The organism is Escherichia sp. 94.0001, assembly GCF_013369155.2.
GTDB lineage: Bacteria > Pseudomonadota > Gammaproteobacteria > Enterobacterales > Enterobacteriaceae > Escherichia > Escherichia coli_F.
In genome coordinates this window covers 1-22,238 of the sequence record NZ_JABWMS020000072.1, presented here as the reverse complement: position 1 = coordinate 22,238, position 22,238 = coordinate 1, and the positions used below count along the sequence as shown (strand labels likewise).

General features: G+C 51.2%; 21 protein-coding genes and 4 pseudogenes. 12 read left to right on the top strand and 13 right to left on the bottom strand.

The window, feature by feature from the left end; genetic code table 11:
• Both HEN33_RS26475 and tnpC (HEN33_RS21360) read right to left on the bottom strand, forming a co-directional pair.
• A pseudogene (locus tag HEN33_RS26475) lies at positions 1 to 185 on the bottom strand (hypothetical protein); the annotation flags it as partial.
• Between the two features lie 1,466 nt (positions 186 to 1,651).
• Positions 1,652 to 2,389 (bottom strand): annotated as a pseudogene (gene tnpC / locus HEN33_RS21360) (IS66 family transposase); the annotation flags it as partial.
• A 67-nt stretch (positions 2,390 to 2,456) separates the two neighbouring features.
• On the opposite strand from tnpC (HEN33_RS21360), the gene tnpA (HEN33_RS21355) reads away from it, so the two are divergent.
• Genes tnpA (HEN33_RS21355) through HEN33_RS21345 form a run of 3 tightly spaced genes read left to right on the top strand, consistent with a single transcriptional unit; the run spans position 2,457 to position 4,873 of the window.
• Entirely contained in the window at positions 2,457 to 2,882 is a 426-nt protein-coding gene (gene tnpA, locus HEN33_RS21355) for an IS66-like element accessory protein TnpA (protein ID WP_000435663.1), read from the top strand.
• Entirely contained in the window at positions 2,879 to 3,229 is a 351-nt protein-coding gene (tnpB, locus tag HEN33_RS21350; RefSeq protein ID WP_000624701.1) for an IS66 family insertion sequence element accessory protein TnpB, read from the top strand. The genes tnpA (HEN33_RS21355) and tnpB (HEN33_RS21350) overlap by 4 nt, the downstream gene beginning before the upstream one ends.
• Before the next feature lie 30 nt (positions 3,230 to 3,259).
• Positions 3,260 to 4,873 (top strand): IS66-like element IS682 family transposase, encoded by a 1,614-nt coding sequence (locus HEN33_RS21345; protein WP_000088522.1) that lies wholly within the window; start codon positions 3,260 to 3,262, stop codon positions 4,871 to 4,873.
• 30 nt (positions 4,874 to 4,903) lie between these two features.
• Here the strand turns inward: HEN33_RS21345 and tnpC (HEN33_RS21340) are convergent.
• From tnpC (HEN33_RS21340) to HEN33_RS21295, 10 genes and pseudogenes are all read right to left on the bottom strand, one after another.
• A pseudogene (tnpC, locus tag HEN33_RS21340) lies at positions 4,904 to 5,734 on the bottom strand (IS66 family transposase); the annotation flags it as partial.
• Positions 5,735 to 5,776: 42 nt separating this feature from the next.
• On the bottom strand, positions 5,777 to 6,157 hold the full coding sequence (gene tnpB, locus HEN33_RS21335) for an IS66 family insertion sequence element accessory protein TnpB (protein WP_000957249.1): 381 nt from the start codon (positions 6,155 to 6,157) through the stop codon (positions 5,777 to 5,779).
• Positions 6,144 to 6,473, bottom strand: coding sequence for an IS66 family insertion sequence element accessory protein TnpA (gene tnpA / locus HEN33_RS21330; RefSeq protein WP_000042916.1), 330 nt, complete (start codon positions 6,471 to 6,473; stop codon positions 6,144 to 6,146). The genes tnpB (HEN33_RS21335) and tnpA (HEN33_RS21330) overlap by 14 nt, the downstream gene beginning before the upstream one ends.
• Positions 6,474 to 6,733: 260 nt before the next feature.
• Entirely contained in the window at positions 6,734 to 7,201 is a 468-nt protein-coding gene (gene terW / locus HEN33_RS21325) for a tellurium resistance protein TerW (protein ID WP_001176766.1), read from the bottom strand.
• A gap of 17 nt (positions 7,202 to 7,218) precedes the next feature.
• The gene (locus HEN33_RS21320; protein ID WP_000506898.1) at positions 7,219 to 8,427 is read right to left on the bottom strand and encodes a DUF4236 domain-containing protein; all 1,209 of its coding nucleotides are present in this window, start codon (positions 8,425 to 8,427) and stop codon (positions 7,219 to 7,221) included.
• Between the two features lie 10 nt (positions 8,428 to 8,437).
• Positions 8,438 to 9,394 (bottom strand): HpcH/HpaI aldolase/citrate lyase family protein, encoded by a 957-nt coding sequence (locus HEN33_RS21315; protein WP_000797372.1) that lies wholly within the window; start codon positions 9,392 to 9,394, stop codon positions 8,438 to 8,440.
• On the bottom strand, positions 9,394 to 10,473 hold the full coding sequence (locus HEN33_RS21310) for a cysteine protease StiP family protein (RefSeq protein ID WP_001182418.1): 1,080 nt from the start codon (positions 10,471 to 10,473) through the stop codon (positions 9,394 to 9,396). Before HEN33_RS21310 ends, HEN33_RS21315 begins: the two co-directional genes overlap by 1 nt.
• A 1-nt stretch (position 10,474) precedes the next feature.
• Positions 10,475 to 11,248, bottom strand: a complete 774-nt coding sequence (locus tag HEN33_RS21305) for an HAD family hydrolase (protein ID WP_001040060.1) — start codon at positions 11,246 to 11,248, stop codon at positions 10,475 to 10,477.
• On the bottom strand, positions 11,241 to 12,383 hold the full coding sequence (locus tag HEN33_RS21300) for a phosphoribosyltransferase domain-containing protein (RefSeq protein WP_001280118.1): 1,143 nt from the start codon (positions 12,381 to 12,383) through the stop codon (positions 11,241 to 11,243). Before HEN33_RS21300 ends, HEN33_RS21305 begins: the two co-directional genes overlap by 8 nt.
• Positions 12,384 to 12,392: 9 nt before the next feature.
• Positions 12,393 to 13,451, bottom strand: a complete 1,059-nt coding sequence (locus tag HEN33_RS21295; RefSeq protein WP_032253552.1) for an ATP-grasp domain-containing protein — start codon at positions 13,449 to 13,451, stop codon at positions 12,393 to 12,395.
• Positions 13,452 to 13,773: 322 nt separating this feature from the next.
• Here HEN33_RS21295 and HEN33_RS21290 point away from each other — a divergent pair, with 322 nt between their 5' ends.
• The 8 genes and pseudogenes from HEN33_RS21290 to HEN33_RS21255 all read left to right on the top strand — a co-directional run.
• Complete coding sequence (locus HEN33_RS21290; RefSeq protein WP_000254140.1) at positions 13,774 to 14,355, top strand: TerD family protein; 582 nt, start codon at positions 13,774 to 13,776, stop codon at positions 14,353 to 14,355.
• Entirely contained in the window at positions 14,355 to 15,512 is a 1,158-nt protein-coding gene (locus HEN33_RS21285) for a TerD family protein (protein ID WP_001054789.1), read from the top strand. Before HEN33_RS21290 ends, HEN33_RS21285 begins: the two co-directional genes overlap by 1 nt.
• A 22-nt stretch (positions 15,513 to 15,534) precedes the next feature.
• Positions 15,535 to 15,990 carry a tellurite resistance TerB family protein gene (locus HEN33_RS21280; RefSeq protein WP_000007449.1) on the top strand — a complete coding sequence of 152 codons (456 nt, stop codon included), beginning with the start codon at positions 15,535 to 15,537 and terminating at the stop codon, positions 15,988 to 15,990.
• A gap of 22 nt (positions 15,991 to 16,012) precedes the next feature.
• Complete coding sequence (gene terC / locus HEN33_RS21275) at positions 16,013 to 17,053, top strand: tellurium resistance membrane protein TerC (RefSeq protein ID WP_000255079.1); 1,041 nt, start codon at positions 16,013 to 16,015, stop codon at positions 17,051 to 17,053.
• 48 nt (positions 17,054 to 17,101) lie between these two features.
• Positions 17,102 to 17,680, top strand: coding sequence for a tellurium resistance membrane protein TerD (terD, locus tag HEN33_RS21270; protein WP_000116680.1), 579 nt, complete (start codon positions 17,102 to 17,104; stop codon positions 17,678 to 17,680).
• 68 nt (positions 17,681 to 17,748) lie between these two features.
• Complete coding sequence (locus HEN33_RS21265) at positions 17,749 to 18,324, top strand: TerD family protein (RefSeq protein WP_000301248.1); 576 nt, start codon at positions 17,749 to 17,751, stop codon at positions 18,322 to 18,324.
• 424 nt (positions 18,325 to 18,748) lie between these two features.
• On the top strand, positions 18,749 to 19,135 hold the full coding sequence (locus tag HEN33_RS21260; protein WP_001053349.1) for a TerD family protein: 387 nt from the start codon (positions 18,749 to 18,751) through the stop codon (positions 19,133 to 19,135).
• Between the two features lie 145 nt (positions 19,136 to 19,280).
• A pseudogene (locus tag HEN33_RS21255) lies at positions 19,281 to 19,431 on the top strand (transposase domain-containing protein); the annotation flags it as partial.
• A gap of 217 nt (positions 19,432 to 19,648) precedes the next feature.
• On the opposite strand, the gene iha reads toward HEN33_RS21255, so the two are convergent.
• Positions 19,649 to 21,739 carry a bifunctional siderophore receptor/adhesin Iha gene (gene iha / locus HEN33_RS21250; RefSeq protein WP_001223350.1) on the bottom strand — a complete coding sequence of 697 codons (2,091 nt, stop codon included), beginning with the start codon at positions 21,737 to 21,739 and terminating at the stop codon, positions 19,649 to 19,651.
• Here iha and HEN33_RS26970 point away from each other — a divergent pair.
• A complete protein-coding gene (locus HEN33_RS26970; RefSeq protein ID WP_000922604.1) occupies positions 21,678 to 21,860 on the top strand; it encodes a hypothetical protein in 183 nt (60 codons plus the stop codon). The genes iha and HEN33_RS26970 overlap by 62 nt on opposite strands.
• The last annotated feature ends 378 nt before the right edge of the window (positions 21,861 to 22,238 follow it).

Genomic DNA, 22,238 nt, shown 5'->3' with positions numbered 1-22,238 from the left:
ATATATAACGCTATGTCTGTTTTGTTTAGGTTTTTTATTAGATCGGTTATTATTGATTTTAAGAATAAGATGGTAATAAGACCAGTGATAACCCAGAAAAAAATAACGGAAAATTCCATAATTATACCTTTATCGTGTTTCTGGGGTGGTAATCTATCATTGTGCTGATATGTGTGTAAATACATGCATTATCTGTTTCTTATATTCTTTTTATGAAGTTACTGATTAATTTATATTAGAACATCACATTCATAATGAAATCAACATGTTCATATGGTTGGGTTGACGGCAGATTTCCCTTTTTGTTAACCTGTATTTGCATTAACTGTCGCTTTTGCGACCAGCCAATGTTCCAGCAGTCTGAGAGGGACGCCTTCGGGTGACTGCCAGCCAATGTTTCAGCAATCTGAGAGAAACGCCTTCGGGTGATTGCAATATCCTCGTAGCCTGAAAGAGGATGCCTTTATGGTGGTACATCCGTTTAGCCTCTGGGAACGGATATCACTACGGTGATTGAGGTACGTTGATTTTTCCTTCGGATTACCGTGGTGCTTCCGGACAACCGGACTACTGTGTATTCCCGGCAGACTGGCATAAAAACGCCTTTAAAATCTGCGTCTTAAGATATTTTCTGACTTTCCGCATGCGCTTCTTATGACTGTGCGCACGGCATAAGACCATTTGAAATTTGGTCGCTTGCGTGTGCATGTGGAGTTTGAAGCTGTGCGGGCGTCACTTTCGTCAGCGTTAAAGCTGACAAAGTGACGCTCGCACGTCTACTCAACGAACCCGCATAAACTGGCTCTTTACGAGATGTTTTTTAACATTTGAAGAAGTGACCAGACGTGAACGTTTTTTTCAACCTCATTCTGTATCGTACTGGCGCTTCTCCGGACTGACTTACTGAAAGCTTCGTACCAACAGAATCGCATTGTTTTTTAAGGAGTTTTATGTAGTGAGATACCGAATCGGCGATATGTCTGACAGGCAGATATATCGGGGGCGACCTTTAAAGGTACAGTTAATTCTGCGGTCGGTTAGCCAAACCGACTTGACACCCCGCTAAACCTGAACTGATTGCGTTACCCTGACGCACAGGTACTCACTCACCGAAGGAACGTAACTACAAACCGTGTCGTCAGTAATATTCCGGCGAACTCATATTGACGCGTTTTTCGGGCGCATCATCAGCGATGCATACGAATGATCGCAGTCTGACGATGGTTGATTTATTCTGTTGCGCCGGGGCGACCGCCAGGCTGGTATCGGAGGCGGGTTCTGAAGAACTGAGGTATTGTTCCGGCGAACTCATATTGACGCATTTTTCAGGCGAGCCACTGGCAGCGCATACGATTGATCACCGTCTGACGATGGTTGATTTATTTTGTTGCACAGGGGCGACCGCCAGGCTGGTATCGGAGGCGGGTTCTGAAGAACTGAGTCGGGTAATTGCGTCAGGTCGCGAAGTACTGACACGGGTACTGATGGCAGGTGATGAAGTACAGCCCCGGGAATGGCTCCGGGCTGATTCAGGTTCTGACTCACTGTCAGCCCGCGTGGTCGCTGCTCTGGCTCATTTCCTGTCGTCAGGCGTTCAACTCCCGACTGCGGGTTATGGCCCGCTGCACGAACACCTGATGGCAGGTATCACTCACCCGGAGAAGGTAAATCCCTCAAGGGGCAGCAACTCTTCCAGTCGGTCTTCCGGCCACTCCGGTAGACGCGTCAGAACGTCTGTCAGCCAGGCATGCGGCTCCAGACCATTACGTTTTGCCGTTTCCAGAAGGCTCATTATCTGTGCCGCGCGGTTCCCGGCCATCAGTGAACCGGCGAATAACCATGCTTTCCGCCCCATGACCACCGGGCGGATAGCACGCTCGCAGATATTGTTGTCCAGGGGCACGGCTCCGTCACTCAGGAAGCAGCTCAGTTCATCGCGCCGGTTCAGGATATAATTAATCGCTTTGTTTAGTGGTCCGTCGGGCGGACAGCACGGCTCCTGCTCTTCAGGCCAGGCAAACAGGTCATTCACTATCGGCCGGGAATACCGTTGTCGCCATTGCCGTATTTTTTCCACAGGACGTTCACGGATGAACTTCTCAATGCGATAAAGACCCGCGATTTTTCTCAGCGCCATGGCTGCACGGGGCTCCCTGCTGGCCTTATACAGATTTGCGAAACCGCGCCTTGCGTGGCTCCAGCAACAGGCAGATGTAATACCGGGGTCATTATCCGCCAGAGATTTGTACACGCTGTATCCGTCACTCACCAGCGTACCGCCACACCAGCCCTGCAGCCAGGCCTCAGGATATCTGAGGGCCCGTCCGGTCTGCGAGTCAAAACAGACGACCGGCGGACCGCTTCTTTCTCGTAAGCGTAAACTGACCGCCGTATGTAGCCATTAAGCCAGTATTGGTAACGTAGGTGCCCACCTTTTCAACTAGTGGACACCTGTTATGGAACAGAAAATATTATCCTCAGAACCCCGCAGATCATTTTCAAATGAGTTTAAACTTCAAATGGTTAAACTGGCTTCACAACCAGGAGCCTCTGTTGCCCGTATTGCCCGGGAACACGATATCAATGATAACCTCCTGTTCAAATGGCTCAGGCTCTGGCAGAACGAAAGGCGTATATCGCGGCGTCTTCCGGTAACAACCTCTTCTGGCGCTGGCGTTGAATTATTACCTGTTGAGATAACGCCTGATGAGCAGAAAGAGCCTATGGCGGCTCTTACTCCGCTTTTATCCACTCCTTCACAAAGCACAGTCAGTGCCAGTTCCTGTAAAGTTGAGTTCCGCCACGGTAACATGACGCTGGAAAATCCTTCACCAGAGCTGCTCACGGTGTTGATCCGTGAACTGACCGGGAGGGGACGATGATCTCGCTCCCATCAGGCACTCGAATCTGGCTGGTTGCCGGCGTTACTGATATGCGTAAATCCTTCAACGGTCTGGGAGAACAGGTACAACATGTGCTGGATGAGAACCCCTTCTCCGGTCACCTGTTTATCTTTCGCGGCCGACGGGGTGACACGATTAAAATTCTGTGGGCTGATGCTGATGGTCTGTGCCTGTTCACCAAACGTCTGGAGGAAGGCCAGTTTATCTGGCCTGCGGTGCGTGACGGTAAGGTATCCATTACCCGCTCGCAGCTGGCAATGCTCCTCGATAAACTGGACTGGCGTCAGCCCAAAACATCCCGCCTTAATGCACTGACAATGTTGTAAAAATGTCATGGCCGGATTATAAAAACGGTCATGAGTCGGAAATACCTCATTCGTATCACTGAGCTGGAAAGGCTGCTCTCTGAGCAGGCTGAAGCCCTCCGTCAGAAAGATCAGCAACTGAGTCTGGTTGAAGAGACGGAGGCCTTCCTGCGCTCTGCACTGGCACGTGCCGAGGAAAAGATCGAAGAGGAGGAGCGGGAAATAGAACATCTGAGGGCCCAGATAGAAAAACTGCGCCGGATGTTGTTCGGTACCCGTTCTGAAAAACTGCAGCGTGAGGTTGAACAGGCTGAGGCCCAACTGAAACAACGCGAACAGGAAAGCGATCGTTACAGTGGGCGTGAGGATGACCCGCAGGTTCCCCGCCAGTTGCGACAGTCACGTCATCGTCGTCCGTTACCGGCACATCTTCCCCGTGAAATACACCGTCTGGAGCCTGAAGAAAGTTGTTGCCCGGAGTGTGGCAGTGAGCTGGATTATCTGGGGGAAGTCAGTGCTGAGCAGCTGGAACTGGTGAGTAGCGCCCTGAAAGTGATCCGCACTGTTCGGGTAAAAAAAGCCTGTACAAAATGTGACTGTATAGTTGAAGCGCCAGCGCCGTCCCGCCCGATAGAGCGCGGCATCGCGGGCTCCGGATTACTTGCCCGCGTGTTAACGGGAAAATACTGCGAACACCTGCCACTGTATCGTCAGAGTGAAATCTTTGCCCGCCAGGGCATCGAACTGAGCCGGGCATTACTCTCCAACTGGGTTGACGCATGTTGTCAGTTAATGACTCTGCTGAATGATACCCTGTACCGTTACGTGATGAACACCCGCAAGGTTCACACTGACGACACACCAGTAAAAGTGCTGGCACCGGGCAGAAAAAAGGCAAAAACAGGACGCATCTGGACGTATGTCCGGGATGACCGGAATGCGGGCTCATCAGAGCCACCGGCGGTCTGGTTCGCCTACTCACCAGACAGGCAGGGAAAACATCCGGTACAACACCTTCGTCCCTTCCGGGGTATCCTGCAGGCGGATGCGTTCAGCGGTTACGATCGGCTGTTCAGTGCAGAACGTGAAGGTGGTGCACTGACAGAAGTTGCGTGCTGGGCCCATGCCCGGCGAAAAATCCACGATGTATACATCAGCAGCAAAAGTGCGACGGCAGAAGAAGCCCTGAAGCGAATCAGTGAACTGTACGCCATCGAGGATGAAATACGGGGATTACCGGAGTCAGAGCGTCTTGCCGTCAGGCAGCAGCGAAGCAAAGTGTTACTGACGTCACTGCATGAATGGATGGTGGAGAAGAATGGTACGCTGTCGAAAAAATCCAGACTGGGCGAAGCGTGCAGCTATGTACTGAATCAGTGGGATGCCCTCTGTTATTACAGTGATGACGGTCTGGCGGAGGCGGATAATAATGCTGCGGAAAGAGCGCTTCGTGCAGTCTGTCTCGGAAAGAAAAACTTTATGTTCTTTGGCAGCGATCACGGCGGCGAGCGTGGAGCACTGTTGTACGGGCTGATCGGCACCTGCCGTCTGAACGGTATCGATCCGGAAGCGTATCTGCGCCATATCCTGAGCGTACTGCCAGAATGGCCTTCCAACCGAGTTGATGAACTCCTGCCATGGAACGTAGTACTCACCAATAAATAAGCGTCAATACGGTGCTCCGTTGACGCTTACTCTTTCTCCGCTGACGTAAGCCCACAGCCAGCCGGAGCAGGATTTACCGCCTTTCCGGGTATCAAGGAGCCTCAGGGACGTTTCATCTGCATGAATAACATCCCGTGTCAGAAGCTCGTGGCGTAACAATTTTGCCAGCGGGGCCAGTGCAGCGCCAGCAACACCGACCATATCCGCCATTGTACTGACGGGGAGCTCCACCCCCATTCGGGAGAAAATGTGCTGCTGGCGATACAGGGGCAGATGGTCGGTATATTTGCTGATGACAACCTGTGCGATGACCGATGGCTCAACAGCACTTTTCGGAAGGATATGTGCCGGCATTTTTCCGCTGAACACTTTCTCACAGCAGGGACAGCTGTACTGCGGGCGGATATAGCGGTTGACCACGACCTGTGCCGGAATATATTCCAGCTTCTCGCTGACTTCATCGCGAATGAAGTGCAGGGGGGCATCACAGTCAGGACAACGTTCCTCAGTTGGCGGGATAACCTTTTCAGCACGGGGAAGAGGTGAAGGCAAGGGCTTACGAACAGGACGTGTTGTTGTTTTTTCTTCGTCCCCGGTCTGAGGAAGCAGTTTGTCCAGATGCGCCGAGATTTCTGCGATATCCGCGTCAACATCCTCTTCGAACAGGGAACGCTGCATCCCGGCCAGCGATTCGCATTTTTTACCGAAACGCTGCTGGCGTGCGAGCTTCATCTGCTCTTCCAGGATGCGGATACGGTTCTGAAGTTCTGCATTCTCAGCCATGACTTTTTGCACCATGGCAATTGCCAGAGCGCGAAGCTGTTCAGGGTCACTGGTGGTACTGAGAAGCGAGATATCCATGCGGTGGATTATATGACATCACGCATGGATATTCATTATATTTCATTGAGTTATTGCGTTGCTCTGAGCATCTTCGGGTTCTTCCTGGTATACCCATTTTGCCAGGTCATGCCCTTTCACCTGTTGCCAGTCAACCCCAAAGACCAGCCAGTGAAACTCATCCTGTGTGAGATGCCATGTGGCATCACCTTTCCGGGGCCAGCGGAAGCTTCCCCGGTGCAGTCGTCGGGTACACAGCCATACGCCATGTTTGTCCCACCGGAGAACTTTTATGCGGGAGCGGACTTTATTGGTGAAGACAAAAGCAGCACCGTCATGCCATGCAGCGTTAAGTTCGTTCTGGACGTACTGTGTCAGTGTGTCGATACCCCGGCGCATATCGACGGGTTTTACGACCAGGAATACGTTATCAGGCGTCAGCATGGCGAAGAGCCCGGAAAACATCGGTTAACTGAGAAGGCTGGCAGCACATCCGGATACCACCGGGCAGGAAGAGAGTGACAGGCTCATCCGACAATGGTCTGCCATCAGTCATTCCGGAAGAGCCAGATACTGAAACAGGAATAATTTCTGGTGCTCTGGCTCGTTTTTCGGCTTTTGCGACATCCTGCGGCCACTGGCGCAGGGATTTAAACGGAATGTCGTAAAGTTCACAGTACTGTTCACGGGTAAGGCCGCTGGCGCGCCATGCGGCAACGTGATGTTTTTTCTGATCAAGCGTCCATCGGGGTTTTGACATTGATTATCTCCGGTAAGTTGGTGAATGGATGTCGGTAATGCTAACTGACTGAAGATCCCTGTGAAGATGACTTCCCCGTAACGACACCAGGATGCCAATCAATGAGCGGAAGCATGCCAAATCGTGATCGATTGTGATGCCAAACTGTGATCGGAAATGGATGCCAAACCATGATCGATTCAGATGCCATTTTGCATCACGCCAATACAGAGGTGAAATATGACAAAACCGGAGTTTTCACCCCGGTCTGAGATTTAGCGTCAGGACTTTTTAGCGCTGTATTCTTTTATCAGTTCATCAACGGAGTGCAGAGCCAGCTTCTCTACCGCTTCACTTCGGGTCGAGTCACTCAGCGCAGCCAGACGGTCAATTTTTCTTAGAATCCGCATGCGTAGCGATAATGACACGGCTGTTTTTTTATCCTTATCGAGTACGACCTTCCCTGTGGACTCACCGGTTTTCAGTTCAGCATTCTGTGCGAGCGCTTCATTCATCCGGCGGAGGGTCTTTTTATCCAACTGGCCCGGATTAACGAGATGATAGGAATGACCTGCCTTGCTGTATTTGATCTCCGCAGAATATGACTCGCGTAGCTCTTTGAGGGCCCGGGTTAATGTCGGCTCAGAGCATTCCAGACTGGTTATAATGTCGGCAGCGGAAACGGGCTTGCCGGTGCCCAGTAAGTTGGCAAGCTTAAAAATCCGGGCCTGTCTGGTATTTAATTGCATCGTAAGATTTAGCCTGCTTAAAGGGTTAGTGGTTCAATAGGCTGAAAAATGAAGGTACTGCTCATCTTTCGAATAACCGGTTGATCGCCTAACGCTTCAACCGGATCAATGTGTTTTATGCCTGCAAAATTTACTGACGACATCTGGCTGCGAGTGCATTTGCAGGACAGGATATACTCATCCTCCAGATAGCCGGTCCGCTTACTGACCCGTTGCGTAAAGCCTGACACAATCACGTTGTCGAAAGGTAGCGTATGTAAAACGATACCGACCAGGCGGAACAAGCAGCCATGGACGTGGTGGGCATAGTTTTCGCGTACGGCTTTTTGCGTCATGGCTTTTTCCGTCAGCTCCGTTCCCCGGGCATTAACGCCGTAAATCTTATCAGGGAAATCTTCAATCTCAGCTAAATCAACGTCCAGCAGGACTGCTGATAGCTCCGGCTTTACTTCAAATGCAACAAGCGTTTCACGCGGCCATTCAGTTTCTGCCAGCACACCCGCCAGGTATGATTCGAAAAACGCGGCGTCTGTCCGGAACTGCTGCCGGGCATCTGCCTGAGCCGTGGCGAGCCGTTTTTCATGTTCTTCAGCTTCAAACTTCCAGTTTGCATACTGTTCGGCCCAGGCCGTCCGTTGTTGCTGGTACCGGTGCTGTCGAAGGGTATTCTCACGCTCCACATCAATCAGCTCCTGCTGCCACCGGCGAAGATTTTCGGCGTGGCGCTCAGCTTTAGCTGATTCCGATTCAAACCATTTACCCAAAAAACTAATGCCTTCGCTCTCGGCAGGCTTTTCCGGCAATACAAGGTAGTCTGGCTTTTCTGGACGCACCGGTGCCGGAACCTGAAAAGGCGACGTTCTGTTATGCAGGTATACTGCTTCCAGCTCTGCCCAGCTGATGCCTGTTTTTGGATCCGGCGTCAGCTCGTGAATATTACGGATTGCGGTTACCGCTGACATGAGTTCAGCGGCTTTCTGCTCAAGCGCCTGTCTGAGCCCCGGGTCGGTTGCCGTCCGGTTTTCACCTCTGGAACGCGCGGCCCGGTCAAGCCGGGTACGGTAACTCAGCCCGGTACCGGGCAAGCCCAGATTGGCATAGGTCCCCCGGCTACCAAAAGAAACGGAAGCACCTCTCGGCCCGACACTCAGGCTCGGTGCACCGTTACTCAGGTTGAGGCGAACGCCAGGAATAATGTTGATCGACTTTCTGAACCTGAACCCCATTATGATTTCCTTAATGATGCTGGGTCACGGTAAGTAATCTGATTCCATCAGCGCTTTGCTCGTTCTGTAACCCATAAAAACGAGCCCTGTCCAGAATGCCAGCCGCCCAGCGGCGATGTGTGGCGGGTTCACACATTGCTCCCTGCGACTTAAACACGGCCTGGGTAGAGTTCAGGATCCGCAGAGCGTCAGAATGCTCACCCTGAGTGACCATCAGCGCGTTTTGAATGACCTCTATCTGACCCGGGTGAATGGCCGTTTTCCCAACAAGCCCGTGTGCCATATCAAGAGCCAGCTCTCTGGCCATAACGGCATGATCGTCAATATGCTCACATACAGGCGCGGTCAGGGCAAAATCACGCGGGCCGAAGACCGAAACGAGCATTTTGATGACGTAGCCCATCGGGCTGTCATACAGCGTCAGGTCCCGGGGACGGCGAAGCGACACAACGTTCATAAGATCGTTGCCGCCGATTCGAAGCGCAATAATGCGGTCGTGGCAGGGATGTTCCTCCAGACGGGTAGCCAGCTCGCGCATCTGAACCACGTCAAAGACATCTTCTGTTTCCAGCGTTGGCATCATGCACAGGTGAGTCCCGACCATGATATCCCACCATTCAGCTAACGAACTGAGGGTAAATTTAGGCAGCACAAACCCGTCGACAGCGGAAAGATCATAATGCGCTTTTAACCATCTGCCCATTTCGGCATGCCGGGGGCGAATGAACACCAGAGGCCAGTCATTTTTACCCAGGCTACTCATGCTGTTACTGAGCTCGTGCAGCAGGTGCTCCAGATTTTTGAGGGCGACGGGGATGTCTGCTTCACTGACAGCATCCTCCAGGCAAATCACCAGAGAGCGCAAGCCCGGGATTTTCCCGTGCAGGACGGCATCAGCAATATCTTCCCGTGTTGCAGGCATGTATAGCGTGGCTCCCAGATTCCAGGGAGAAAGACGATTTTTCATCAGAGTACCTTCTTGATAATGGTTACAGCCCGATACTGGCCGAGGGTTCCCCCCATTTCTGTAACAACTATTCCCTTTTCACGAGCAAGCCCTACAAGCAAGGCAACGTCCGGGTCGTCAATAGAACGCACAAATACATGGTCCGGTACCCGACGTAATACAGCCCGGGTTGCTTCAGCAATACCGGGTTTAATACGATTGACGCTGTCCACTTTAAATTCATCGGCTAGGAACGCGATAACGTCGCGACTTGTCTGCCATAAGACCCGGGCTGATTCCGTATTCCAGCTCAGGGGAGCGAGGGATGACGGTGTTAACTTCTTACGGAAATGAGCGACGGTATCGGCAAGCATCCGGCTGCATTCGAATTCACTGAGATGCTCGCAAACCATGCACCCGTGTAATCCTTCAGAGGACCATACTGACCGGGAGATCAGGCCTGATACCGGCGCCCCCATGATGCCAAAAGGAATGAGCCAGTCATCATCACTGGCTGCAAGCCAGGAGCAGCCACAGGGATCGGCCAGGACAACCAGTCGCGGCTGCTCAGGATAGCCCGGGCGATCTTTCAGTGCGCGTACAAGCTCTCCGGTAATTGCGCCTTTACCTGTCCATCCGTCAACAAAGACAATACCGCTGGTACCATGCCGCTCTTCAATGACGTCGAGGGCTGCACCGTCAATTCCACGATCCCGGATAATGCTGATACCGTAATGCCATGAGGTTTTCCCCATGTCACGCAGGGCCTGGTGCAGCATAACGCCGAGCGGAACGCCAGCCCTGACAAGACTGGCCAGTACAATGGGCTCATCACCGAAGCGTTCGGCCAGAGCAATAGCGAGCTGTGTGACTTCTTTTGCAAGCCTCTCTGCGCCCCGATCCAGCGCCCGGTGAAACAAATCAAGATGCCATTGTGTAGGCGCTGGCTCCTGGCTGAGCATGTCCGAATAATGTTTCTTCCCGGACTGAATCAGTTCTTCTTTTTTCTCAACCGGCGTCATCTCAATGACAACCGGCTTTAGCAGAAATTCCACGTCACCGGGCTGGTATGAGCCGGTAAATGTTTCATGTGGCTGCATTTTAATTTTCTCCAAAAATTCGCTGTGAAATGGCATCTGCAAACTGACTCTGACGCGGGATGCCAAACCAGCTGCACAGTTTCATAAAACGATGATCGCTCAGGCTGTCGCCCAAACCAATTACGGGGAAAACTCCTCGTTCAGCCCGAAGTTTTTCAAGCAGCCAGCTGACTGCCAGCCCTTTCTCAACCGGGGTGGGAAGCCAGGCCACGTTATTACTGTTGCGGTGGATGTAGAAGCCCTCGGTCGGAAACACCGTTTCTATCTCATCTGCAATGGCATTGAGCTCGTCAAGGCGGGTGCTGTCGCGGTGTTTCATCACCATATAAACCGCCGTTTCACCGTATTCGAAGTTCAGCCTTGCCCAGGCATTGATTCCTTTTGCGTCCATCATTTCAGTGATCAGACGCTGCATCGATGTCAGCTTTTCCTGGTAGGGAGCCAGCTGGCCGAGCATATGGGCCTTCCACTCCTCGTCGGGTTTGCCTTCAGGCGTGAGAATGACGGCCCCGTGCGTTGTGATTGCCCAGGAGTGGAAAGGGATCCGTACGCGGCTGATTTCTTCAGTTCCCCGTGCGGTAACGGGTATGAGTTCAGCCTGCTCCAGGAGCCAGTCCACCAACATGGACTGTTCTTCCGTCATAAAGCTTCGTGGATTCAGGGTGCGATCAACGGCACCGGTACGGAATGGCTCCAGGGCCAGCTCGTCCACCATTTTACGACGGGTCTGAAAGAGCGTGTCGTCAAGGTCGCTCAGAACAACGGGTTTATTCATAGGTAACAATCTCCACGACGGGCGCAACCTCAGCCAGCGCTTTAAGAAGCTGCGTGTCAATACTTTCTGCGGGTGTCTCAGTACACACAAGAATGCGGTCAAACTGCTGGTGGGCGACGTTATAGACAAAATTGGGGATGCCCAGCCCGTAGTTATCCGTAAAGGAAATGGCGGACTCAATGGCATAACCAACGGCGACAGGGGAGCGGGTGGTCGATCCATAAAATGCCTGTGCTCCGGCAGCTTCGAGCCGTTCAGCAAGCAGGAACGGCTCCCAGACGAATTCCCCGGTCCCGAGAACCAGAATACGTTCCCCCTTGTGGACGGAGACCTCATGGCCGAGATCGGCCGCAGGTGCGAGCATCCCCAGTCGGCCCCATGACTGTTTCCCCTGGATGTCCCATTCTCCTCGTGAAGTTACGTTGACTTTCGGCATGTCCGGGACAGGTGCATCAGGTAATGGGGTCCATCCCCACTGACCGCTTACAAGCGAAACCGAAGTGACGGGCAAGGGGGTGCGCTCCGACAGGGCATTGCCACTCCAGTCGGTCAGCGTTACGGCGATAACCTGTTCAATATGTTGAAGCTTGCCGGTATTACGCAGGGCAGAAAGCAGGTTAATAAAGGTATTACCGGTGGTTGCCTCGTCATCAATCAAAACCAGCGTTCGTGCGTTGGTAACACGACGTCTTTTCTCTTCATCATCTGGCAGATAGATCAGATGATCGGTGGCGTGGCTGTGTTCTTCCTTGAACTCGCAAAGCAACGTGCCATCAACCGGGTGACGGGTAGAGGTCAGATAGACAGATTCACGATGCTGGTGGCGCACTTCATCAAATACACCGGCCCCAAGCCCAACGGCGGTTTCAGCCATACCGATAAACAGTACGGGTCCTGTCAGTGTCGAGGGGAACTGGCTGGCAAGCTGTCTGTAGGCCTGCCGCATGACTGAGGGTGGCACGGGAATGTGCCTGCCGAGTACTTTGCTGACAAACAGAAAGGCGCGTTTCGGGTTACGTCTTTCAGCGATGTCAAACAGGTCATCGAGCGAAACTTCACCCTGGTCACGGGTTACCTGAATCGTACCGCATGAGAGGGTACGGCGATAAATCATATCTTCGAGGATATCAGACATAAATACGCCTTAATTCAGAAGGTTAGAGAGTGATTCCGGGTATGCAATTACATCCGTAATGGATCTCACCGCAACCGGAGAAAAGGTGTTTTTAGCGCTCTGGCGTACCATATCTTCAGACATCAGACCGAGCTTAAAGGCAGCAAATAACCCAGGAAGGTTCACACCGCTGTGAAGGGTATAACCCACCCCCCCTGACGGACGCATGTTGGTTTCAAGCAGCACCGGGTTGCCATTCACATCGTTTCGCGTCTGAACATTCACCAGCCCGTCGGCCTTCATAACACGGGCGCAGTCACACGCCAGTTCCCAGGCGCTTCCTTCGTTTACCAGATACTGGATAGCCCCTTCCTTACGGCGTCCCACGGCTGCGAGTATTTCGCCCTTATCCGCGAGGATATCGACGGAAAATTCCGGGCCTGGCAGGTACGGCATCAAAACAAGGGGTTTAAACGACTCAGCAGCTGATGCTGCTGCAATATACTGTTGCGGACTGACCAGACGATGTTCGGGATGATTAAAGACGGCCATAGGCGAAGCACTGTCATCAAAGCGCCAGAATCCCATGCCATAGATACCCGTCACCGGCTTCACGCATACCGGGCTGTCAGTGAACGGCGGGGCCGCGAGGTGTGTCTTTAATTCTGCCAGCGTATTCACCCGCCAGGATGGTACGACCGGGAGACCCTTTTGCTCCATAAACTGAGCAAAAGTAACTTTTTCGTCAGCCAGAGTTAACCAGTCGACGCCCGTTGCACCGGTAGTAAGGGTGGCACCGGTCGGTTCAATGGCTGAACGGTGTTCTTCAAACCACTGGCTGTTACGGCCAGTATGAATATGGTGGATGCCGTAGGTCTGAATGATTTCCTGGATAAACTGAAGACGTTTTTGAGGATCTTCAGGTTCAGTCAAAGAATAATCGGCAACGGAAAGGATTTCATTTCTTTCGTTACGGTGGGAGGCAAAAACGGTAATGGCAAAATTATTTTTTTGTGCAAATGATTTTACCCCCTGAATAATATCTCGCTGGGAGGATAAACCTTCCATAAACCAAATTTTCTTGTTCATTTTTTTTAATTATCCGGAACGCCATGCAAATTTATGATTGAGAAGTGAGTCTATGAGTGTCTAAGCTACATGTCAATCATAATATGATTAATAACTCCTGTGGTTATGGAGTGCGTCAGTGTTTTTTGGATTCCTTATAACACATTGATATTTAAATTAAAAATAGAAAAACTAACACCCTGAAAAGGATTTCTTTTTGTGTTTTTACAGAAAACCACAAAAATTTCCCTTGTCAGAGAACTTCATCATGATATGATTTTCTTCGTCAGTTACTAAATATACCTTTGATTGTCTCGGTCATTACCATTTTAAGGAATAAAACATGGTTTCATTAGTTAAGAACCAGACGGTATCACTCAGCAAAGAATCATCTGCATTAAGCCAGCTTCATTTCGGTCTCGGTTGGGATCCGGTTAAGAAAAAAGGTCTTCTTGGAGGATTGTTTGGAGGCAACGACTCAATCGATCTCGATGCTGGCTGTGTATTAATGGACAGCACAGGTAAAACAATTGACACCATCTGGTTCCGCAAACTGAAATCCACCTGCGGCGCTGTTGTGCACAGTGGCGATAACCTGACCGGTGAGGGTGACGGTGACGATGAAGTGATTAAGGTCAACCTCTCCCGCCTGCCTGCAAACGTTGAATACCTGGCGTTTACGGTAAACAGCTTCCGTGGTCAGTCGTTCAATGACGTCGAAAACGCTTTCTGCCGCGTTGTCGATCAAACCGGCAAAGAGCTGGCTCGCTACAAGCTGACTGAGCAGGGCTCACATACCGGGATCGTTATTTCTTCGCTGCGCCGTAATAACGGCAACTGGGACTTTACCGCCCTTGGCCATGCCTGTCGCGGCCGCACAATTGACGATATGCACTCCGATATCGTTTCAGCGGTTATTCGCTAATGAACCTGACGCCGGGGGGCAATGCCCCCGTTCCAGCCCAGGAGTTGCGGGTCCGGATCACCTCGGGCGGCCAGGTGGATGCTTCGGCGTTTCGCCTGTATGCCGACGGGAAGGTGCAGGGTGATGCGGACATGGTGTTTTATGGTCAGCCACGTAACGATGATGGTACCGTCAGCCTGGTCAGTGAAGGCCAGTACTCAACCTTTACTGTCGCGCTCAACCGGCTGAAACCTGATGTCCAGAAAATTGCGTTCACCGTGACCTGTGACGGTGGGCAGACGGTGTCCGGTCTTCGTAATCTTTCCATCGACGTGGAGCAAGGGGCTACCGGCCTGGTTAGCGGCAGTGTCGAACTGAGCGGCCGTCAGGAAGCAGCCTTAATTCTGGGGGAATTTTACCGTCGTAATAATGACTGGAAATTCCGCTTCGTTGCGCAGGGGTTCAACGGTGGACTTAAACCGCTGGCAGAGCATTTCGGCGTAAATATTGCCGACGAACCGGCTCCCGCAGCCCCAACTCCTCCGGTTGTAACCCCTCCGCCAGTTGAGACAAAAATCAGCCTGAGCAAGGTATCGCTGACAAAAGAGAAGCCTGCAATCAGCCTGACCAAACGGGATAACTTCGGTGAAATCCGGATCAACCTGAACTGGCACCGGGGCAGTAGCAAATCAGGCTTTGCAGGTATGTTCGGCTCCAAAGGAATCGACCTGGATCTGGGGGCCTTTGTTGAGCTTCAGGACGGGTATAAATCGGTCATTCAGGCGCTCGGTAATGCATTCGGTGATTATCGCGATGAACCGTATGTTCAGCTCAAGGGCGATGACCGGACGGGTGATGTATCAGACGGCGAGTGGCTGCATATCAATGGACGTGAATGGAAGCATATCCGCGAAGTGCTGATTTACGCCTTTATTTATGAAGGTGTTCCCAGCTGGGACAAGACTGATGGTGTAGTCACCATTCATGTGCCGGATCAACCGCCCATTGAGACCCGCCTGACCGAAGGTGAGAACCGTCGCACATTGTGCGCCATTGCCAGACTCGTAAACGAAAACGGCGCAATTAAAGTCGAGCGAATTAACCAGTACTTCAAAGGCCAGGACGAAATGGACCGGGCATTTGGCTGGGGATTTCGCTGGAGCGCCGGTTCTAAATAACACAGCAACAAAGGAAACAGGTATGAGCTTTTTCGACAAAGTTAAAGGTGCCATTAACTCAGGCCGTGACGAACTGACCCGCCAGGTTGGCCGTTTCAAAAACAAAAAATTCATGCAGGGCACCGTTGCTGTATGTGCCCGTATTGCCGTATCGAGTGACGGCGTAAGTTCGGAAGAAAAGCAGAAAATGATGGGCTTTCTGCGCTCTTCAGAAGAGCTGAAGGTCTTCGATACCAATGAGGTGATTGAGTTCTTCAATAAACTGGTTTCAAGCTTCGATTTCGATGTTGAAATTGGCAAGGGCGAAACCATGAAATACATCCTGGCGCTGAAAGATCAGCCTGAGGCCGCTCAACTGGCCTTACGTGTTGGTATTGCCGTTGCGAAAAGTGACGGTAACTTCGATCAGGACGAGAAACTGGCCTCCCGCGAGATCGCTATCGCGTTGGGCTTCGACCCGGCTGAATTTGGCCTCTGATCCACATCCCTAAGGGTAAAATATGGTTTCCACACACATCGGCTTCCCGACTGAAACGGTCATTGTTTTTATTGCGCTTTCAGTCGGTGCCATCTTTATTGACCTGTTTATGCACCGTGATGACAAGCCAATCTCGCTGAAGAGTGCTGCGCTCTGGTCCGTATTCTGGGTTGTGGTTGCGATGGCATTTGCCGGTTTCCTCTATATCCACCACGGTGCTGAGGTTGCCAGTCTGTTTGTCACGGGTTATGCGCTGGAGAAAGTGCTGTCGGTCGATAACCTGTTCGTCATGATGGCAATCTTCTCCTGGTTCGCCGTTCCGGATCGTTATCGCCACCGTGTTCTCTACTGGGGGATCATTGGTGCCATCGTCTTCAGGGGCATCTTTGTCGCCATCGGTACGAGCCTGCTGAGTCTGGGGCCGTACGTTGAAGTTGTCTTCGCTATTATCGTTGCCTGGACGGCGGTCATGATGCTTAAAAGCGGTGATGACGATGATGAAATTGAGGATTACTCCCAGCATCTGGCTTACCGTATGGTTAAACGCTTCTTCCCTATCTGGCCGAAGCTCAGAGGGCATGCCTTCCTACTTAACCAGAAGGAAGTGGATGCTGAACTGGCGAAACCAGAAAACAGCGATGTCACCATTGGCCGTGGTAAAAAAGCGGCGCTGTATGCGACCCCGCTGTTCCTGTGTGTGGCTGTGGTTGAACTCTCGGACGTAATGTTCGCGTTTGACTCGGTACCGGCAATCATTGCCGTCAGTCGTGAACCGCTTATCGTCTATAGTGCCATGATGTTTGCTATCCTGGGCCTGCGTACTCTGTATTTTGTCCTTGAGGCACTGAAACAGTACCTGGTTCATCTGGAGAAGGCCGTTATCGTGCTGCTGTTCTTCATCGCGGCAAAACTCGGCCTGAATGCGACCGATCACATCTGGCATCATGGTTACAGCATCGCGGCAACAACCAGCCTGTATGTTGTACTGGGTGTACTGGCGCTGGGCATTCTCGCAAGCGTCATGTTCCCGGGCAAACCTGAATCTGAGGAAAAGGGGAGTTAATCCCCTTAAGTGTTAACCTGAACAATTACTAATCGAAGAGGTTATTTTATGAGTGTTTCTCTTTCCAAAGGCGGGAACGTCTCCCTGAGTAAAGCAGCTCCGTCAATGAAAAATGTCCTGGTGGGCCTTGGCTGGGATGCGCGTTCAACAGACGGTCAGGACTTTGACCTGGATGCTTCAGCATTCCTGCTGGCCTCAAACGGCAAAGTGCGCGGCGATTCAGATTTCATCTTCTATAACAACCTGACGTCATCCGACGGTTCCGTAACGCACACCGGCGATAACCGCACCGGTGAGGGCGATGGTGATGATGAATCGCTGAAAATTAAACTGGACGCCGTCCCGTCTGAAGTTGACAAGATCATCTTCGTTGTGACCATCCACGATGCTCAGGCTCGTCGCCAGAGCTTTGGTCAGGTATCCGGTGCGTTTATTCGTCTGGTTAATGACGATAACCAGACTGAAGTCGCTCGCTACGATCTGACCGAAGATGCGTCCACTGAGACTGCCATGCTGTTCGGCGAGCTGTATCGCCACAATGGTGAGTGGAAATTCCGCGCAGTAGGCCAGGGTTATGCTGGTGGTCTGGCATCTGTATGTGCTCAGTACGGCATTAACGCGTCCTGATCGAAAAGTAACTTTTCATATCTGGGGCTGTTAATTCAGCCTCATTCAACTGTTTGCAGGAGCTAAAAATGGCAGTTTCTCTCGTAAAAGGCGGCAACGTATCTCTGACCAAAGAAGCACCAACCATGAATGTCGCTATGGTTGGCCTGGGCTGGGATGCCCGTGTAACCGATGGTCAGGGTTTTGATCTGGACGCTTCCGTATTCGCAGTAGGTGAAGACGGTAAAGTACTGTCAGATGCCCATTTCATTTTCTTCAATAATAAAACCAGCCCTGATGGCGCAGTAGAGCACCAGGGCGACAACCGTACCGGTGAAGGCGACGGCGACGATGAGCAGGTCAAAATCGATCTGACCAAAGTCTCAGCAGACATCAAAAAACTGGTATTTGCCGTTACCATCTATGATGCAGAAGCGCGTAAACAAAACTTCGGCATGGTGAGCAACAGCTTCATGCGCGTTTACAACAACGACAACGGGACGGAAATTGCCCGTTTCGATCTGTCTGAAGACGCCTCAACCGAAACCGCAATGGTCTTCGGTGAACTGTATCGCCATGGTACTGAGTGGAAGTTTAAAGCTGTTGGCCAGGGTTTTGCCGGTGGTCTGTCAGCGCTTGCTTCCCAGCACGGCGTCAATGTCTAAAAGACGCTGAGTCTGACCCCGGCAATGCCGGGGTTTTTTTTGGGTATCGATCCGCTATCAACGGGTGAATATGGGAAAGGGGGGGGGGGCAGAAAGCAGAGCTATGTTAATTCTGGCATGAACCTTTTATGCAGGCCCCGGGTTTATCTGTGGTTGCTGGTTAAAGCCAGTATTCCGTGTCTGATATCAACAGCATGCCCTTCGGATATATGTTACTTTTGCGACTTATGAAGGAACGGGCCCTGGAAAATAAGATACCTGGTCAATGAAAATTCCAATTCAACAGGTATAGAAACTTCAGCGTTATGAAAAATGGTGTCATACCATATTTACGCCTCACCGAATATCCAGCGTCCAGAACTAAGCCTAGGGAACATATATAAACGCTGCGCATTAATAATAATCAAAAATCAGGAGAGTTAATATGAATCTACAATCCGGACAAAACATACCCCTTCAGCAATCTACGATCAGGCTGAATCTTCAGTACCCTGCCAAATCCGGCTTTAAAGGCGAACCCGATACCTGCCTGTTCATGCTTAATGCTCAGGGAAAGGTCAGTGGCGATTCTGACTTTATCTTTTATAATAATTTGTCTTCTCCTGAGGGGGCAGTCAGGCTCGTTACCGGTTCGCAGCAGGCCAGCATTGAGATAGCACTGGATCGTGTTCCGGCGAACGTCAGTAAAATTGCGATCACCGTTGTCATTGATGGTGAAGATACCATCAGTTCAGGCTGTACGCTTACTGACAAAATGGCGATTGAGAAGGTGCAATTGACTTATTTGGATTTGGTCGTGGCGAGGTGGTGACCCTGCATTCTGCTAACCGGGTTATGAGTCAGGAGTCAGCGATAGACAAAGGGACTTATCTGACCGGGCCCCTGGAAAAATGGCGGGAGAGAATGATACCTTCCTGCTGACGAGACCGGACTTTGAGATGACGAGCGATAGTGCGGCAGTGATGTACAGCCTGATCGGTAGCTGCAAAACTTAACGGAATCGAGCCGGAAACGTGGCTACGCCACGTGATCAGTGTAATCAACACCTGGCCTGCCAACCGCATGAAAGAGTTGTTGCCCTGGAACGTCACTCTCTCTGTAAACTAATTTTTACCCCACGTCCTTCACGGTGCGCTTACACTCTGGACAAGTATGTAAATGATAAGTTAAAAATAATCCGTGCATTTCCTGTGACGATATTAGTTGTTGGTAACGAAATCTCATTAGCGGATCGGAAATGCACTTAACCTAATACGTTGCCACTGTTCCGCCAGGAGTTGCAGTGGCAACGTATTCTACCGTCAGTGATAGCGTTTTGTTATTATCAGAACTGATAGTTCAGCGACATCCAGTAATTTCGCTCAGGTATCACATATCCTGTTGTTGATGATCCCGTCTGGAAGTAATCACCGGCATACAGCGTACTCTTACCGGCACTGTACAGGCTCACGTCACTGTAATCCTTGTTGAGCAGGTTATTCACCGCAGCATTCAGCGTCAGGGCATCCGTCATCTTCCACGACAGACCTGCATCCACCACCGTCCAGGCTTTCAGGTATTCTCCTTTCTCATCATACACTTTCTTCTGTACAGCGCTCAGTGACGAATAATTCTGGGTGAAACGTGGTGTTTTCCCGCGATAACGGGCACCCAGCCATGATGCCACCTCTTCGGTGATCTGCCAGTTCAGTTTCGCATTCACCATGTGTTCAGGGGTATAACTCAGCGGCGCACCTTTGTTATCACCATCACGTTGTTCACTTCGGGTCCAGGTGTAATTCAGTGACAGCGTGACATCCTCTGACCACAGCGGCAATGTGCCGGCAAATTCCACACCGTGCAACCGGGCCTTTCCGCTGTTTACATAGCTATTGGTGTTATCATTTATGGAATAAGAGACAATCTTGTTGGAGAAGTCAGTCATAAAACCTGTGACATTGGCATTCAGACCGGCGGGGTTATCGTAATACACCCCAGCCTCATAACTGACGCTCTCTTCCGGCTTCAGGTCGGGGTTACCAAGTAGATTTGTTTTTCCCTGCCCGGACACACCACTAATCCCTTTATGTAGCTGCCCCATTCTGGGTGCCTTATATCCCGTGGTCACACCGCCTTTCAGCGTCCAGGCATCTGCCACATCCCAGACCAGATATGCACGCGGACTGAAGTGTCCCCCGAATTGCTCATGATGTTCATAGCGGCTGCCCGCAGTCAGCGCAAGTGCATCCGTGAGATGCCACTCATCCTCAGCAAATACCGACCAGCTTTTCTGCCGGAAAGTTTCACCTGTGCTGGCAAGGACAACTCCGTCTTTCATGGACGAGCTCTGAAACTCGCCCCCCACCGTAACCAGATGAGATTCTCCCAGAGGGGTAAGCAGTAATGAATTCAGGATAAGGTTCGATTCCTTAAGCTCCCGCGGCTGACCGGCAAGCCCCCATTTGTCGCGCTTCAGTACACTGCGTACAAGCTCACGACCTTTATTTTCTGTCTCGTTCCAGTTCAGATACGATTTCCATGTTCCGAAGGTGAAAGTATGATCATAGCCAGCTGAAATTTTGTTTCGCTCATAGCGCAGGGTCCGGTCATATCCCCCCGTCAGACTCCCCAGTTGCCCATCCCGGTTATCATAACGCTGCCGGGTGGTATCCATATCAAACCAGAGCACATCCTGCTCCGACGCCTTCCAGTCAAGACGTGCACCAAGATTATAATTCTGTGACTCCGTGGGATAAGGAATACGCGTGGCTGCTGTATCGCTCAGTGATGTGACCGATGAACCCTGACGCTGTTGTGTGCTACCGCGTACCTGCAGGCTGACAGAATCATCCACAAGGGGACCACTGCTCCAGAAATTAAACTGGCTGCTGTTACCCCATTTGTTGCTTTCCTGCAGATTCAGCCCTGCATTGACGGAAGAGAGCCATTTGTCTGCATTCTTTCTGGTAATGATATTCACCACACCGCCCATCGCATCAGAGCCATACAGTGTGGACATCGGCCCCCTGATAACCTCAATACGCTCAATGGCGGCCAGAGGGGGCATGAACCCGGTATTCATGGCAGAAAAACCGTTGGGAGTCACGTCACTGCTTCCGCCCTGACGAACACCATCAATCAGTATCAGCGTGTAACTGGCTGGCATTCCTCGGATGCTGATTTCCAGCCCTCCGGTTTTACCCGTACCACTTTCAACATCCACACCCTCTACTGATCTCAGAGCCTCCGCCAGATCGTGGTACTGGCTGGACTGCAATTCCTCCTGGCTAATCACAGAAACACTGGCGGCTGCGTTAGTCAGCTTTTTCTCATAGCCGGATGCCGAGACAATCATCACATCCTCTGCAGCAGCTATGCTGCTGGCTGAAAATCCGAGACAGGGAATGACTACGGAAGCCAGAGTGGTTATTCGCATATTACTAATCTCCGATCATGTTAACCGGCAAGACAATACACAAATACAAACAATAATGAGAATAATTTATATTTGCCTTTTACAAAAAATAAAGATTATTGACAAAACTAAATATAAATAACGACTGCCTCGGCATGCCAGTTAACAGCTATCCGTATGGCGTGTTCGGTTTTGCGAATAAAAAATGGTTACTGTAGAAGCGGATTTCCACCACATGTCAACCATGAATGGTCAGTGATGCGAGACGACTGGGATGATTTGGTCGATGACTTCTTCCGGCGAATACTGATAGAAACATTGAAATATTGTAAGAGAAAGCGTTCAAAATTCTGTGGCACGTGAAAAATTCTACAGCGTCATCACCTTATCAGTCGACCTTCAAAATAAACGTTTAACAGAGACAATCACCATTTGGATTGTCCGCTGAGGAGGCGAACAATTTCCTAGGGAAGGTGCGAACAAGTTCCTGATATGAGATCATCATATTCATCCGGAGCGC